This window comes from Methylosinus sp. H3A, assembly GCF_015709455.1.
Taxonomy (GTDB): domain Bacteria; phylum Pseudomonadota; class Alphaproteobacteria; order Rhizobiales; family Beijerinckiaceae; genus Methylosinus.
Genome location: NZ_JADNQW010000005.1, coordinates 1,964,819 through 1,979,741, shown reverse-complemented (window position 1 = coordinate 1,979,741; position 14,923 = coordinate 1,964,819). Strand labels below are relative to the sequence as shown.

General features: G+C 65.7%; 12 protein-coding genes. 10 read left to right on the top strand and 2 right to left on the bottom strand.

The window, feature by feature from the left end; all coding sequences use genetic code 11:
* Positions 1-48: 48 nt before the first annotated feature.
* Positions 49-1,167 (bottom strand): HupE/UreJ family protein, encoded by a 1,119-nt coding sequence (locus tag IY145_RS12235; RefSeq protein WP_246721991.1) that lies wholly within the window; start codon positions 1,165-1,167, stop codon positions 49-51.
* 174 nt (positions 1,168-1,341) lie between these two features.
* Here IY145_RS12235 and nikR point away from each other — a divergent pair, with 174 nt between their 5' ends.
* The 10 genes from nikR (at position 1,342) to IY145_RS12185 (ending at position 13,554) form a co-directional block, all read left to right on the top strand.
* Positions 1,342-1,800, top strand: a complete 459-nt coding sequence (gene nikR / locus IY145_RS12230) for a nickel-responsive transcriptional regulator NikR (protein ID WP_196408465.1) — start codon at positions 1,342-1,344, stop codon at positions 1,798-1,800.
* A gap of 117 nt (positions 1,801-1,917) precedes the next feature.
* Positions 1,918-4,191 carry a TonB-dependent receptor gene (locus IY145_RS12225; protein WP_196408464.1) on the top strand — a complete coding sequence of 758 codons (2,274 nt, stop codon included), beginning with the start codon at positions 1,918-1,920 and terminating at the stop codon, positions 4,189-4,191.
* A 170-nt stretch (positions 4,192-4,361) separates the two neighbouring features.
* Complete coding sequence (locus IY145_RS12220; protein ID WP_196408463.1) at positions 4,362-5,543, top strand: DUF2235 domain-containing protein; 1,182 nt, start codon at positions 4,362-4,364, stop codon at positions 5,541-5,543.
* Between the two features lie 388 nt (positions 5,544-5,931).
* Positions 5,932-7,848 (top strand): DNA primase, encoded by a 1,917-nt coding sequence (dnaG, locus tag IY145_RS12215; RefSeq protein WP_196408462.1) that lies wholly within the window; start codon positions 5,932-5,934, stop codon positions 7,846-7,848.
* Between the two features lie 239 nt (positions 7,849-8,087).
* Positions 8,088-10,097 (top strand): RNA polymerase sigma factor RpoD, encoded by a 2,010-nt coding sequence (rpoD, locus tag IY145_RS12210; protein WP_196408461.1) that lies wholly within the window; start codon positions 8,088-8,090, stop codon positions 10,095-10,097.
* Positions 10,098-10,208: 111 nt separating this feature from the next.
* Positions 10,209-10,376 carry a DUF4160 domain-containing protein gene (locus tag IY145_RS26580; RefSeq protein WP_409455301.1) on the top strand — a complete coding sequence of 56 codons (168 nt, stop codon included), beginning with the start codon at positions 10,209-10,211 and terminating at the stop codon, positions 10,374-10,376.
* Entirely contained in the window at positions 10,369-10,650 is a 282-nt protein-coding gene (locus IY145_RS12200) for a DUF2442 domain-containing protein (RefSeq protein WP_196408460.1), read from the top strand. The genes IY145_RS26580 and IY145_RS12200 overlap by 8 nt, the downstream gene beginning before the upstream one ends.
* A gap of 42 nt (positions 10,651-10,692) precedes the next feature.
* Positions 10,693-12,537: an Eco57I restriction-modification methylase domain-containing protein gene (locus IY145_RS12195; protein WP_196408459.1), complete on the top strand. Its 1,845-nt coding sequence runs from the start codon at positions 10,693-10,695 to the stop codon at positions 12,535-12,537.
* Positions 12,538-12,575: 38 nt separating this feature from the next.
* Positions 12,576-13,193 (top strand): Uma2 family endonuclease, encoded by a 618-nt coding sequence (locus tag IY145_RS12190; RefSeq protein ID WP_196408458.1) that lies wholly within the window; start codon positions 12,576-12,578, stop codon positions 13,191-13,193.
* Positions 13,194-13,197: 4 nt separating this feature from the next.
* The gene (locus IY145_RS12185) at positions 13,198-13,554 is read left to right on the top strand and encodes a DUF983 domain-containing protein (RefSeq protein ID WP_196408457.1); all 357 of its coding nucleotides are present in this window, start codon (positions 13,198-13,200) and stop codon (positions 13,552-13,554) included.
* A gap of 50 nt (positions 13,555-13,604) precedes the next feature.
* Here IY145_RS12185 and IY145_RS12180 read toward each other — a convergent pair whose 3' ends face one another.
* Complete coding sequence (locus IY145_RS12180; protein ID WP_246721990.1) at positions 13,605-14,912, bottom strand: glycosyltransferase; 1,308 nt, start codon at positions 14,910-14,912, stop codon at positions 13,605-13,607.
* Positions 14,913-14,923 lie beyond the last annotated feature (11 nt).

The following is a 14,923-nucleotide window of genomic DNA, read 5'->3' as shown; positions in this document are numbered from 1 at the left end:
GTCGCCCCGTCGGAGCGCGGCCGCCATCGCCGCCGCGCTCCCGCCGCGTCAGGCCGAATGACCGAGATGCGCCAGCAGGAAATCGAGCGCCCCGACACGCTCCAGCAGCCAATAGGCGCCGAGCAGCGCGATGACCGCCGATAGCGCATAGACGAGCTGCGGGCTGCGCTTGCCGCCGGTCTGCTTGTCGATGAAGAGCAAGGCCGGCACGAAGACCAGCACGATCGCCACCTGTCCGAGTTCCACGCCTATGTTGAAGGAGGCGAGCGCCGGCAGCACGGCGTCGGCCGGCACGCCGAGCTCCTTCAGCCCGCTGGCGAAGCCGAAGCCGTGGATGAAGCCGAAGAAAAACGTGTCGCGCCAGCGTCCGTCGACGCGGCGCGAGAAGAAATTCTCGACCGCGACATAAATGATCGAGGCGGCGATCGCCGCCTCCACCCATTGCGAGGGCAGCGTGACGATATCGAGCGCGGCCAGCGACAGCGTGACCGAATGGGAGACGGTGAAAGCGGTGACGATCTTCACCACCGGCCAGACGCGCGTCGCCCACAGCAGAATAGCGATCAAAAAGGAAATGTGGTCGTAGCCGGTGAGAATATGCTCGACGCCGGCCTGGACGAATTTCCACATCAGCTGCCAGACCGTCTCCATCGGCTTGGAGAGATCGAGCGCCGGATCGGCGGGATAGAGCATCGTCTCGCCGGCGTTGGCCCCGGTGAGCGTGACGAGATGCTTGCCCTTGGAGCCCGCGGCCTCCAGCAGCTTTTTCGCATCGTAGAAAATCTGGCCGGGGACGCTCGCGCAATCGAACTTCAGCTTCACCAATGCGCTGTCGGCATTGGTCGGATCCTCGCCCGAATAATCGACGCGCCCCGTGCAGGCGCGCCCCTCGGCGTCATGCAGGGAGATGCGGCGCTGGATGAGCTTGCCGATCTCGGTCTCCAGCACGCCGGGCTGCGAAATATCGACGCCGGCGCGCTCCGCCATGGTCTGCGAGAAGATGCGCTCGAGATCGGTCGCCAGAAAGCCGACCTCGACGCGGTAGATTCCGTCTTTCTCGGGGACGATCTTGACCGTCGAAATATCGGCCGTATGCGCAAAGGCCGGAGCGGCGAATGCGAGCACTGCGGCGACGACGATCGGCAAGCATTTCAACGACCAGCTCATTTTCGCGGACTCCGGCGAAGCCTCAGGACGGGCCGCGCACAATGCCCGACGTCGCGAAAATGGACAAGGCCGCGCGCCCGTGGCGCGCCGCGCGATTGCGGCGGCGCTGTGGGACGGGTAAAAACAATGACATGCGGACCAGCCTGGACCGCCGTGCGGGGGGAGCGTTCCGATATGCAGCGTGTCACCATGACCATCGACGACGATCTCATGGCCGCTCTCGACCAATATATGGAGGCCGGCGGCCATCAGAATCGGTCCGAGGCGGTGCGCGATCTCGTGCGTGCAGGCCTGATGAAGCAGCCGAAAGTCGACGACAGCGACCGCGCCTGCATCGGCGCGCTCGTCTATCTCTACGATCATGAGACGCGGCAATTGTCGAAGCGGCTGATGCATGACCATCACAGCCACGCCGATCTCTCCATCGCCGCGCTGCATGTTCACGTCGACGCGGAGACCTGCCTCGAGGTGTCGCTGCTGCGCGGGCCCAAGTCCGAGGTCGAGCATTTCGCCCAGCATGTGATCGGCGAGCGCGGCGTGCGCTATGGCCAGCTCGTCGTCGCGCCGGCGGAGGCCCATTCGCCCGAGGAGGCTTCCGCGCCAAAGCCCCACCATGGGCACACTCACGCCTGAGGCCTGTGACGGAAATGCAACGCTCTGGGTAAATCCGTACGGAGTCGTCGATCTCGTCGTTGACCCCGACCCCTCTCGTATGATCAGATTAATAAAAAATCATACGGGGGAGCAGCGATGACCAGCCGGCGAATTGGCGAAATTTCCGCATTGGCCCTGACGGTCGCGCTTTTCGGCGGCGGCGCCGTTGCGCAAGAAGCTTTGCCGGACATCGACGTCGCCGCGCCGATCGCGGCCGCGACGCCGGGGGCGGCGGCCACGCGCTCGGACGACGCGCAAAAGGCGAGAGTGAGGGTCGAGGCGGCCAGCGAGACCGTGTTCAGCGGCCAGCAGGTCAACGCCGTTCCCTTCGCGCGTCCGGGCGAGGCGCTCGAGATCGTCCCCGGCCTCTCGGTCACGCAGCACAGCGGCGAAGGCAAGGCGAACCAATATTTTCTGCGCGGCTTCCAGCTCGACCACGGCACGGATTTCTCGCTGACGCTGGACGGCATGCCGATCAACATGCGCACGCATGGCCACGGCCAGGGCTATGCCGACGCCAATTTCCTGATCCCGGAGCTGCTCTCCTCCGTCGTCGGCCGCAAAGGCCCCTATTACGCCGACAAGGGCGATTTCTCCTCGGCCGGCGCCGTCGACATGCAATATATCGACAAGCTCGATCGCGGCTTCTTCCGGGCGACGGGTGGCAGCTTCGCCTATGGCCGCCTGCTCGGGGCCAAGAGCTTCGAGGTGAATGGCGGCAATCTGCTGACCGCCATCGAATCCAGCATCTACAACGGCCCTTGGACGCGGCCGGATGAAATGCGCAAGATCAATTCGGTGCTGCGCTGGTCGCGCGGCACGCAGGAGGACGGCCTCTCGATCACCGCGATGGCCTACGCCAACCGCTGGTTCTCCACCGACCAGATTCCGTCGCGCGCCGTCTATGGCGGCGTCCTTCCGCTGTGGGGCAATCTCGATAGCACGGACGGCGGCGACGCCTCGCGCTTCAGCCTCTCGGCGCGCTGGAGCCAGACGGAAGGGCCGCATTCCTCGCGCGTGGAAGCCTACGCCATTCGCTCGACGCTCGATCTCTACAATAATTTCACCTATTTCCTCTCGCATCCCGATATCGGCGACCAGTTCCGCCAGTTCGACCGGCGCACGGTGCTCGGCGTCAACGCGCAGCACGCCTATAAATACGAGATCGCCGGCCTGCCGATCGAATCGCGCATCGGCCTCGAGAGCCGCTACGACAATATTCGCATCGGCCTCCAGGACAGCTGGCGCCGCCAGCCCTATGACGCGATCGTCAACAGCCATGTGGCGGAAGGCAGCGTGGGCCTTTGGACCGACACGACGGTTCGCTTCACGCCCTGGTTGCGCGCCACCGGCGGCGTGCGCTTCGACTATTTCGCCGCCAGCGTCGGCAGCCTGCAGGATCCGCTCTCCGCGCCCAAGGACGGGAATGGCGCTCCGATCTGGACCGGCCCTTGGAACAGCGGCTCCAAATCGGCGACGATGGGCAGCCCGAAGGTCGGAATCGTCGTCGGCCCCTTCGAGCAGACCGAGCTCTTCCTCAATTTCGGCGAGGGGCTGCATTCCACCGACGTGCGCGGAACCGTGACCCGGCTGAGCCCGGCCGACGGCTCCTCCGTGGCGACCATCCCGCTGCTGGTGAAGCAACGCGGCGCCGAGATCGGCCTGCGAACCACGCGCCTGCTCGAGGGGCTCGAATCCTCGGTCGCCCTCTGGTGGCTGAACAATGATTCGGAAAATCAGTTCGAGGGCGATTCCGGCAGCACTGCCTTCGGCCGGCCGAGCCGGCGCTATGGCGTGGAGATCATCAATCACTACACGCCCACCTCCTGGCTGCGGATGGAGGGCAGCGTGTCGCTGTCGCATGCGCGCTTCCGCGGCGTCGACCAGCAGCAGGCGCTGGCCTGGATCGATCTTCTCTCGCCCGATGCGATCGGCTACGGAACCTTCGTCGGCAACGCCCCCGGCAATTTCATTCCCGACTCGCCGAACATCGTCGCCATGGGCCAGATCGAAGTGGGCGAGGCGACGGGCCCCTTCGCGGCGCTGCGCTATCGCTATCTCGGCGAGCGCCCGCTGACCGCGGACGGCGCCTTCAAATCTCCGGCGACCGGAACGCTCAATTTGCGCGCCGGCTATCGCTTCGACAATGGCTGGAGCATTCAGGCGGACGCTTTCAACGTCACCAATTCGCGCTCGGACATGATCACCTACGGCTATGGATCGCTGATCCCCTCCGATCCGCTCTACGGCCTCTGCAAGGCGGGCGTCGCGCCGGGCAATGTCTGCTCGGTCGGCGTGATGGGCCGTCATTTCAAGCCGATGGAGCCGCCGGCCGTGCGCGTCTCGATCACAGGCCCGCTGCCTTTCTGAGCGGAGTCTCACGAGTTTCGTGTCTCGATCTGGCGTCACGCGAAAAGCTCGGCTAGGCTGAGCGCCCCGCGCGACGCCGGCAATGCGGCCTTGCCGTCTGTCGCAGCGATCCCTTTTCTTGCGGCGCGCGATTTTTTTCGACGCTCCGATTCGTTGCGAAAGAGACGATTATGTCCGACATCAAGGCCAAGAAGAAACTCGTGATCTTCTGCGACGGCACCTGGAACGAGCCGACCAAGCGCGGCACCAATGTCGTCCGAATGCTCCAGGCGACGGATTTCGCCGACGCCGACGACCGGCCGCAGCTCACCCATTACATCGCCGGCGTCGGCACGCGCAAAGACGAGAAAGTCATCGGCGGCGCATTCGGCTTCGGCATCTCCGACAATATCAAGGACGCTTACGCCTTCATCGTCAGCAATTACGAGGTCGGCGACGAGATCTATCTCTTCGGCTTCAGCCGCGGCGCCTACACCGCCCGCAGCATCGCCGGGCTCGTTCACAATCTCGGCGTTCTGCAACGCTGGAATCTGCCGCTCGTCTCCATCGCCTATGACCATTACAAGGACAGAGCGGACGAATGGCGGCCGGGCGGCGGCGCCGCGCAGAAGTTTCGCGACGACAATTGCCATCCCTATCCGACGAAGATCAAATTTCTCGGCGTGTGGGACACGGTCGGCGCGCTCGGCGCGCCCTATGGCGAAATTTTCGGGCGGCTCATCGACAAATTCTTCAAGACCAGCTTCCACAATGTGACGCTGAGCACGAGCGTCGACGCCGCCTATCATGCGTTGGCGGCGGACGAGCGTCGCTGGCCGTTCCGGCCGACGCCGATCGCGCTCACCGACTATCATCGCGCGCGCAATGCGGCGAGCGCCTTTCCGCTCTATGCGGAGCGATGGTTCCCCGGCGTCCACTCCAATGTCGGCGGCGGCTACCAAGAGCATGGCCTCTCCGACTATGCGCTGGTGTGGATGGCGGAACGCGCCGCGCAGAATGGTCTGAAGCTCCTGCGCTTCCCCGACGTCAAATTCTCCGTCGATCGCCCCTTCGGGCCCAATCCAGCCGAGAAAATCGAGAACAGCCAGACTTTCGGCTATCGGCTCGCGACGGTTTTGCTGGTGAAGCTGCCCGCGACGCTCGGCCTGCCCTCGGTCTATCCGCTCGACGACCAGTCGCTCGCGAAACATGTGACCTGGACCGGCGATTATATTCGCCCGATCGGCGGCGGCGAGGATTGCGCCCCGGTGCGCGAAAAAGCCGAGGTCGACGGCTCCTATCGGCCGAAGCAGCTGCCGCCCATCGCCGCTCCGGCGGCGCAGGAGAAGGTCGAAGAGACCGAGCCGGCGTGAATGCGCCTGCGCTCTCTCACATAGAAGCGCGGCACGGCGTCGATGCGCCGCTGGCGAGCGGGCCCCTCCGCGCCTATAGCGTTCGCCGACGAGCTACGTATATACGATCGCATCGCGTCGACTCGGCGCGATCCATTGTGAGTAGCGGGCACAATCGCCGACGCCGCGCGCGCCGGGCGCAGCGACAATGCTACTAGTGATCCGCGTCATTCGAGCCGAAGGCCCGGAAGGCCCCCTCCCTCACCCTCCCCCGCTTCGCGGGAGAGGGTGGCGGCGACGTTTCGCGAAGCTTCGAATCTGCTCCCTCTCCCGCGAAGCGAGGGAGGATCGGGGAGGGGGCGCGCGCGAACATCTTCACTTTCGTCGACGCACGGCTACAAGGGGCACGATGCGATACCCTCCCTCCTTCCTCGATGAAATTCGCGCCCGCGTGCCGGTCTCGGCCGTGGTGTCGCGGAAGGTCAAGCTCAAGAAGGAGGGGCACGAGTGGCGGGGCCTCTCGCCCTTCAACGCCGAGAAGACGCCCTCCTTCTATGTCAACGACCCCAAGGGCTTCTTCCATGACTTCTCCTCCGGCAAGCATGGGGATGGCTTCGCCTTTCTGATGGAGACGGAAGGCCTCACCTTTCCAGAGGCCGTCGAACAGCTGGCCGGAATGGCCGGCCTGCCCATGCCGGTCGAGACCAAAGAGGCGCAGGAGGCCGAGGTGCGCCGCGGCTCGCTGACCGAGGTGCTGGAATGGGCGGCGCAATTTTTCGAGAAGCAGTTGCGCGGGCCCGCCGGCGCCGAGGCGCGCGCCTATCTCGCCCGCCGCGAGCTGGGCGAAAAGGAGCAGGCGCAGTTTCGGCTGGGCTTCGGGCCGGGCGAGCGCTATGCACTGCGCGATCATCTCGCGGGCAAGGGCGCGAGCGTCGAGACGATGATCGAGGCCGGGCTGCTCGTCCATGGCGAGGGTATCGCCGTCCCCTACGACCGTTTTCGCAATCGGATCATTTTCCCGATCTGCGACCGCTCCGGCCGCGTCATCGCCTTCGGCGGGCGGGCGATGGAGAAGGACGCCAAGGCCAAATATCTGAATTCGCCCGAGACGCCGCTCTTTCACAAGGGCGCGACGCTCTACAATCTGCACAACGCCCGCAAAGCCGCGCATGAATCGGGCAATCTCATCGCTGTCGAGGGCTATGTCGACGTCATCGCCATGACGGCGGCGGGCTTTCCGCAGACGGTGGCGCCGCTGGGCACCGCGCTCACGGCCGAGCAATGCGGCCTGCTCTGGAATCACGCCGAGGAGCCGATTCTCTGCTTCGACGGCGACAAGGCCGGCCGCAACGCGGCCTTTCGGGCGATCGACACGGCGCTGCCGCTGATCGGCCCCGGCCGCAGCCTGCGCTTCGCTCTGCTGCCGGAGGGGCAGGATCCGGACGAGCTCTACCGCTCGGCCGGCCCTTCGGCGGTGGCCGCGGCGGTTGCGGCCGCGCGCCCGCTGGTCGATCTGCTCTGGGCGCGGGAGACCGAAGGAATTCAGCTCGATACGCCCGAGCGTCGCGCCGCGCTCGAGCGCCGCCTCGGCGAGCTCGGCCGCGCCATCGCCGACGAGACGCTGCGCCGTCACTATCAAAAAGAATTTTCCGACCGCTGCAATTCGCTGTTCGGCCGCTCGCGCGGCCAGTCGCCACGCCGGCCGGACATGCGCCGCGGCGGCGGCGGCCCGCAACGTTTCCGCCGGGACTTCGAGCCATCCCGCGGCCCGCTGACGATCGGCGCGGCCCTCGCCAATTCCCCGCTCTATCGCGGCACGACGCCTGCCATCTCGCCGAGAGAGGCGCTGATTCTATTGATTTTGATGAATCACCCGGAGCTCCTCGCCGCCCATCTCGAGACGGTGACGGCGCTCGACTTCGCCTCGGCGGAGGGCGAGAAGCTGCTCGCCGTGCTGGTGCGCAGCCTCGCCGACGGGGCGAGCGCGCGCGAAGAATTCGCTCGCGCCGCCGCCGCGGCCGGGCTAGAAGCTTTTTGCGAGCGGTTGGCCGGCATGGGGGCCCATGCGACCCTGTGGAGCGTGCGCGCCGAGGCGGCCCCGGCGGACGCCGCGGAGAGCTTGCGCCAAGCTCTCGTCTTGCAACATCGCGTACGCGCATTAGATAAAGAACTTCGGAAAATCGAGGCGAGGTTGGCGACGGCCCCCAACGACCACGATTCCGCGCGCTTAAGCGATATTCAGGCGCAATTGAACGCGCTCGATGGAACCGAAGCCGCTCTCGACGGGTTCGGTTCACAGTCGGGACGTTCGCTGAGAAGCCTTTGACCCGCAAGCCGAACGGCCGGCGAGCCAAAGCTCTACCAATTTGGTTAGGCCGACGTTAAGCCCTGGCCACGACTGTGGGCTCGGGCGAATCGGTACGGTCCTCTGCGGGGTCAGCCGGCTTGTCTTGCGATCGACGCTGTGGTTTTCGTTAAAATGCGGCGAGCGAAAAAGTGAACGATCCCGGCATGGCGCAGCCTTCGGCTCGGGAAGGCGGCGTGGGGTGGGGCTTGGAGCGAAGAATGGCGAAAAAAGACGACGAGAAAGTCGAAAACGAGGGTGCGGTCGCGGTGGAAACCGCCGACGGTCCTCTGCTCGACCTCAACGACGCCGCCGTCAAGCGGATGATCAAGCTCGCCAAGAAGCGCGGCTTCGTCACTTATACCGAGCTCAACGCCGTTCTGCCGTCCGAGGAAGTCTCCTCGGACCAGATCGAGGACGTCTATGCGATGCTCCAGGAGATGGGCATCACCGTCTCCGAGGGCGAAGACCCCGATGAAGCCGAGGGCGAGGAGCAGGCGGAGGAAGAGGAGGCCGAGGGCGGCGAGCTCGTCGAATCGCCCCGCGCGACCGCCGTCGCCACACGCACGTCCGAGCCCGCCGACCGCACCGACGACCCCGTCCGCATGTATCTGCGCGAAATGGGCTCGGTCGAGCTTTTGTCGCGCGAGGGCGAGATCGCCATCGCCAAGCGCATCGAGGCGGGACGCGAGGCGATGATCGCCGGGCTCTGCGAGAGCCCGCTGACCTTCCAGGCCATCATCATCTGGCGCGAGGAGCTCGAGGCCGGCAAGGTTCTGCTGCGCGACATCATCGACCTCGAGGCGACCTACGCCGGGCCCGAGGGCAAGAACGCCGGCAAGCCTCCGGTCGCGCCGACGGATCTCGCGCCCGCCACCGCGCCGCGCACCCCTCCGGCCGCGCTGGGCGACGCCGGCGCGCCGGCCGAGGAGGCCTTCGAGGAGGAGGACGACCTCGAGAATTCCGTCTCGCTCTCCGCCATGGAGACCGAGCTCAAGCCCAAAGTGCTGGAGACCTTCGCCCGCGTCGCCGACGCCTATAAGAAGCTGCGCCGGCTGCAGGACCAGAATGTCGAGAACAAGCTCAAGAACGAGACTCTGACCCCGGCTCAGGAGCGCAAATACAAGCAGCTCAAGAAAGAGATCGTCACCGATGTGAAGTCTCTCTCGCTGAACCAGAACCGCATCGAGGCGCTGGTCGAGCAGCTCTACGACATCAACAAGCGCCTCATCGGCTATGAGACCAAGCTGCTGCGCCTCGCCGATGCGCAGGGCGTGCAGCGCGAGGACTTCATCGACAAATTCCAGGGCTCGGAGCTCGATCCGAAATGGATCATGCGCGTCTCCAAGCTCGGCTCGCGCGGCTGGAAGGAATTCGTCGCCAACGAAAAGGACCGGATCAAGGAGCTGCGCGGCGAGATTCACGCGCTGGCCACCGAGACGGGCCTCGAGATCGCCGAGTTCCGCAAGATCGTCCATATGGTTCAAAAGGGCGAGCGCGAGGCCCGGCAGGCGAAGAAGGAGATGGTGGAGGCGAATCTGCGCCTCGTGATCTCCATCGCCAAAAAATACACCAATCGCGGCCTGCAGTTCCTGGACCTGATCCAGGAGGGCAATATCGGCCTGATGAAGGCGGTCGATAAGTTCGAATATCGCCGCGGCTATAAGTTCTCGACCTATGCGACCTGGTGGATCAGGCAGGCGATCACGCGCTCCATCGCGGATCAGGCGCGCACGATCCGCATTCCGGTGCATATGATCGAGACGATCAACAAGATCGTGCGCACCTCGCGCCAGATGCTGCACGAGATCGGCCGCGAGCCGACGCCGGAGGAGCTCTCCGAGAAGCTCGCCATGCCGCTGGAAAAAGTGCGCAAGGTGCTGAAGATCGCCAAGGAGCCGATCAGCCTCGAGACGCCGATCGGCGACGAGGAGGATTCGCATCTCGGCGATTTCATCGAGGACAAGAACGCTATTCTGCCGATCGAGGCGGCGATCCAGTCGAACCTGCGCGAGACCACGACCCGCGTGCTGGCCTCGCTGACGCCGCGCGAGGAGCGCGTGCTGCGCATGCGCTTCGGCATCGGCATGAACACCGACCATACGCTCGAGGAGGTCGGCCAACAGTTCTCGGTGACCAGAGAGCGCATTCGCCAGATCGAGGCGAAAGCGCTGAGGAAGCTGAAGCATCCGAGCCGAAGCCGGAAGCTGCGGAGCTTCTTGGACAATTGAGTCAGCGGCGATGCCGACGATCGCTTCGTTCTACGGCATCGCCATTCAGATGTTTTTCGACGACCCAACCCACCGCATTTCCATGCGCGCTATGGCCGTGCGAAAGCGCTGGTGAGGATCGCCGATGGAAAGATCATCTCGGGCGAGTTGCCGCCGACAGCGGCGCGAATCGTCCGAGAATGGGCGCTGGCTCGAAAGCCGGAGCTGGAAGAAAATTGGCGCCGAGGGCTGTCTTTTCAGCCCCTCGAGCGCATAGCGGGCCCCGACCACGATGGCTGAATTTCCCATGGTGGATGTGATCAAGCTGAAGCCCCTCGACGGCTTCAAGCTATGGGTGCGCTTTACCGACAGTTCCCAGGGCGTCTGCGATCTTGCCGGAATGATCGCCGAAGACGGACCAATGATCGAGCCCTTGCGAGAGGCCGCCTATTTCAATCGCGTCTTCGTCGAAATGGGCGCTCCGACCTGGCCCAATGGTTTCGACATCGATCCCGTACACCTTTATATGAAAATGAAGGCGGCCGGCCTGCTGGAGCATGTGGCCGCGGCGTGAGCGCACGAATGCCGCCGTCGCTCGTCGATATTTGCTTCCGTCATGGATGAACCCGTTGCGGCCAATACCCGCAAGCGCCGCGGCGTCGTCTACACGCCCGCTCCCATCGCCCGTTTTCTCGTCGCCCGCACCATCGCGCTGACGCTCGACGAGCGGCGCGCCGCTCTCGTCGCGCAGCATGGCGGATGCGAGACGCCCGCCTTCTGGCGCGCATGGCTCGACGCTCTTCGATCCTTCAAGATCGTCGATCCCGCCTGCGGCGATGGCGCGCTTCTCGACGCCGCCTTCGACGAAATGGCGCGACGCTATGAGGAGACGGCGCTCGGCGCGACGATCTTGCTCGATGCGGCGCGCGAGACGATCGCCAATAATCTCTTCGGCGTCGACATAGATGCGCGCGCGGTGAAAGCCGCGCGCCGCGCGCTGTGGAGCCGATGCCCGCAGATCGCCGCGACGAGCGAGGCTGAAAGCTCGCGGTCCGAGGTGACGACTGGACCGCGAGCCTTCGGGCTCGCTCTCGATCCAAACGATCCGCACGACAATTTGCGCGCCGGCGACAGCCTCATCGACGATAGTGCGGCGCGCGGCGGCTTCGACATCGTCCTCGGCAATCCGCCCTATGTGCGGATGGAATATCTGAAAGCGGCGAAGCCCTATCTCACGAAACATTACGCCGTCGCCGCCGAGCGCGCCGATCTCTACGCCTATTTCTTCGAGAAAGGCGTGCGATTGCTGAAGGACGGCGGGCGGCTGGGCTTCATCTCCTCGTCGAGCTTTTTCCGCACCGGCGCGGGGGAGACTTTGCGCAGCTTCCTCACCACCCATGCGACGATCGAGAGCGTCGTCGATTTCGGCGATTTGCGCGTCTTCGACGGCGTCGTCACCTATCCGGCGATCGTGACGCTGAAGAAGAGCGCCGAGCGCGGCGATCTGTCCTTTCTCCTGTTGAAGGATCGCGCGCCTGAGACGCTCGAGACGGCCTTCGCGGCGAGCGCGGAGCGCATGCCGCAAGCGCGGCTCGGCGCCGCCGTCTGGCGCTTCGAAAACGAGGCGCTGGCGCTGCTGCGCGACAAGATCGCGCATGGCCGCAAGACGCTGCGCGAGGTCTATGGCTCGCCGCTCTGGGGGATCAAGACCGGGCTCAACGAGGCTTTCGTGCTCGACGGCGCGACGCGCGACGCGCTCGTCGCCGCCGATCCGCGCAGCGCCGAGATATTGAAGCCCTATGCGCGCGGCGGCGACATCGGCCGCTGGCGCCGGGCGAGCGAGGACTGGCTCGTCGATGCGCCGAAGGGCGCTTTCGACATTGCGGAATATCCCGCGGTGGAGGCGTGGCTCGCGCCGCTGCGCTTACGGCTCGAAAGCCGCGCCACGCAGCAGCGATGGTTCGAGTTGCAACAGGCGCAGCTCGCCTATCGCGCGCGTTTCGCGGCGCCGAAGATCGTCTTTCCCGACATTTCGCAAGGGCCGAAATTCGCGTTCGACGAAAGCGGCATGCTCATCGACGCCACCGCCTTCTGCCTGCCCTGCGCCGATCTCGCGCTGCTCGCCTTTCTCAATTCGCGGCTCTGCTGGTTCGTCCTCCATTCGGTGTCCAATCCGTTGCGCGGCGGCAAATGGCGGCTGCGGCTGAAGACGCAATATTTGGAGCCGCTGCCGCTCCCCGATCTCGATTCGGCGAGCGCCGAACGGCTCGCGGCGGCGGCGCGCGCCAATTGCGACGACGCCCGCCGACGCGGCGAAACTCTCGATTCCGAGGAGGCGGCGCGCCTGTCCGCCCGGATCGAGGCGAGGGAGCGGGAGATCGACGCGATCGTCTACGCTTCCTTCGGTCTTTCGGCGGCGGAGGTCGCCCGGCTCGAAGCCTCGCTCGACGGACAATATTGACCGCGAAATCCGGCCCCGACTGCGATATATTGCGCCGCATGAACCCGCATCTCCGCCCGACAGGCCTCCCGCTCGAGACCCAGGCCGCCGAGGGACTCCCCCGGCGCTGCTGGAGCGTGGCGGAAATCGAGGAAATGCTCCGCGCCGGCATCATCGACGAAGACGAGCGGTTCGAGCTGATCGGCGGGGAGGTCGTGCCTATGTCGCCCAAGGGCGCCCGACACGAATGGGTGAAGATCGCAGTCAATCGCTTCCTTCTGAAGGCGGCGCCCCAGCATCTCGAGGTCGCCCCCGAGACTACGCTGCGCCTCGACGCGCGCACTTTCGTCGAGCCCGATTTCTGCGTTTTTCCGCGCGGCCTCCCGCTGACGGCGCTCGATGGCCCGGCGGTTCTTCTGGCCATCGAGATCGCCGATTCGAGCCTCGCCTATGACAAAGGCCGCAAGATCGGCGTCTACGCCGCTTTCGGCGTGCGCGAGGTCTGGGTCGTCGACGCCGTGAAGGCCGTGACTCACGTCCATCGGCGGCTGGGCGCGACGGGCTATGCCGAGATCGTCGCGCTCGCGGGCTCCGCGCGTCTCGAGCCCATGCTCGCGCCCGAGCTGGCCTTCAGCCTGGCCGAGCTCGGCGTGACGCCCGGCGCGGACAGACGGTGAAACCATGACGACGCCATCGACGACCACCGCTCTGCTGCGCGGCTTCCTGCGCAAATGTCCGCGCTGCGGCGCCGGCGCTCTCTTCGACGGCTATCTGAAGCGCGCCGACGCCTGTCCGCATTGCGCGGAGAATTTCGTCGGCGTCGACGCGGACGACGGGCCGGCCTGGCTCACCATCGGCGTCGTCGCCCATATCATCGTTCCGCTGCTCATCTTCCTGGAGACGCGCGGAACCATGTCCTATGGCGCGGAGGCGGCGCTGCTGCTCTCGGTGACCACCATCTCCACTTTGTTGCTGCTGCCCCTCTGCAAGGGCTTTTTCATCGCGGCGGTGTGGTCCCTGTCGAAGAAATCCGACTAGAGCGTTTCCAGCCGAAGCGGTCGAAACAAAAGCCTGGAGTCGTTCCGCGATCACGCCCCGACGGCGCTTCGCCGAGGCTCCCGCGCCGCGCGGATCATCGCCTCGACCTCGTCGACGACGCGCTCGGCGCCGCCGCCCTCGCCAGCGATCGCCAGCGCCAGCCGTTGCGCATTGCCGGCGAAGCTCGGCTCGTCCAGCAGACGGCGGATGGCGGCGGCGATCTCCGCCGCGCTCGCGTCGCGCGACAGTCGAAGGCCCGCGCCGTGATATTCCACGCGCGCGGCATTGTCGTTCTGATCGCGCCCCATGGGCAGAACGAGGATCGGCGCGCCAGCGCGGAGCGCGCGCAATGTCGTGCCATGGCCGCCATGGGTGACGACGCAGGCGGCGCGCGCAATGATCTCGTCGTGCGAGGCGCCGTCGAGAATTTCGACATTGGGCGGCGCAGCCGGCGCCAGTCCCGCGAGCGCCACGCCGAGCGTCACCACGCCGCGAACGGGAAGCGAGCCGAGCGCTTCGATCGTCGCGGCGAGCGCGGCCTCCTGTCTCTGATAGGTGGTGCTGAAAGACACGAGCACGGTCGGTCGCTCGTCGGATTGCGGCGCGGCGCCTTCGAGCGCCCAGGCCGGCTGCTCGAGGAGCGGCCCGACATAGCGCACGTGAGCCGGCAAATAGTCGACGGGAAAATCGAAGGCCTTCGCCGTGCAGAGCAGCAGCAGGTCCGAACGGAACTGATCGAGCGTCCGGCTCAGCGGCGGCAGCTGGAATTTGGCGCGCGCGGCGTTGATCTGCGGCAGGAAGCCATCGAACATACGCTCGACCGAGGCCATGACCTCGCGATCCCGGTGGCGCTCATCGTCGTTTCCGGCGGGGAAAAAGCCCGGGCCGAAAGGCGGATGGCCCGGCAAGGGGACGAGGCTGAGATTGGCCGCCAGCAGCGCGTGAGGAAGCCCGAGCGCTTCGGCCGCGACCATTCCGCCGAACAAAACGTCCGAACCGATGATGGCGTCGGTCGGCTCGGCCTGCGCGGCTTCGACGACGTCTTCCGCATAGCGCAGCGCCGGGGCGAGAAAAACGCCCTGCGCCCAGGCGAAGAAGGCGGATGTGTCGTTCGGCTGCTCCCAATCGCGCACAAAGCTGCTCTGCGGCGTGAGATCGCGTCGATTGGGCGCGCGCGTCCATGGCAGCGCGCGGGCGCCGGCGGCGCGCGCTTGCGGCAATATGCAGTCGTCGCCGATGAAACGGACATCGTGTCCGCGCGCGGCCAGCGCTCGGATCGTGGCGATCGTCGGAGGGACATTGCCGCCGCCTTCCCAGCCGAGCACGAGCAGTCGTGATTTCTCGTTTTGAAACGCCATATCCATCGCTC

Bases quoted from the DNA above. Each gene is read 5' to 3' on its own strand.
- IY145_RS12225 (WP_196408464.1), top strand. From the start codon at position 1,918: ATGACCAGCCGGCGAATTGGCGAAATTTCCGCATTGGCCCTGACGGTC.
- nikR (WP_196408465.1), top strand. From the start codon at position 1,342: ATGCAGCGTGTCACCATGACCATCGACGACGATCTCATGGCCGCTCTC.
- IY145_RS12235 (WP_246721991.1), bottom strand. From the start codon at position 1,167: ATGAGCTGGTCGTTGAAATGCTTGCCGATCGTCGTCGCCGCAGTGCTC.
- rpoD (WP_196408461.1), top strand. From the start codon at position 8,088: ATGGCGAAAAAAGACGACGAGAAAGTCGAAAACGAGGGTGCGGTCGCG.
- IY145_RS12190 (WP_196408458.1), top strand. From the start codon at position 12,576: ATGAACCCGCATCTCCGCCCGACAGGCCTCCCGCTCGAGACCCAGGCC.
- IY145_RS12185 (WP_196408457.1), top strand. From the start codon at position 13,198: ATGACGACGCCATCGACGACCACCGCTCTGCTGCGCGGCTTCCTGCGC.
- IY145_RS12180 (WP_246721990.1), bottom strand. From the start codon at position 14,912: ATGGCGTTTCAAAACGAGAAATCACGACTGCTCGTGCTCGGCTGGGAA.
- dnaG (WP_196408462.1), top strand. From the start codon at position 5,932: ATGCGATACCCTCCCTCCTTCCTCGATGAAATTCGCGCCCGCGTGCCG.
- IY145_RS12200 (WP_196408460.1), top strand. From the start codon at position 10,369: ATGGCTGAATTTCCCATGGTGGATGTGATCAAGCTGAAGCCCCTCGAC.
- IY145_RS12195 (WP_196408459.1), top strand. From the start codon at position 10,693: ATGGATGAACCCGTTGCGGCCAATACCCGCAAGCGCCGCGGCGTCGTC.
- IY145_RS12220 (WP_196408463.1), top strand. From the start codon at position 4,362: ATGTCCGACATCAAGGCCAAGAAGAAACTCGTGATCTTCTGCGACGGC.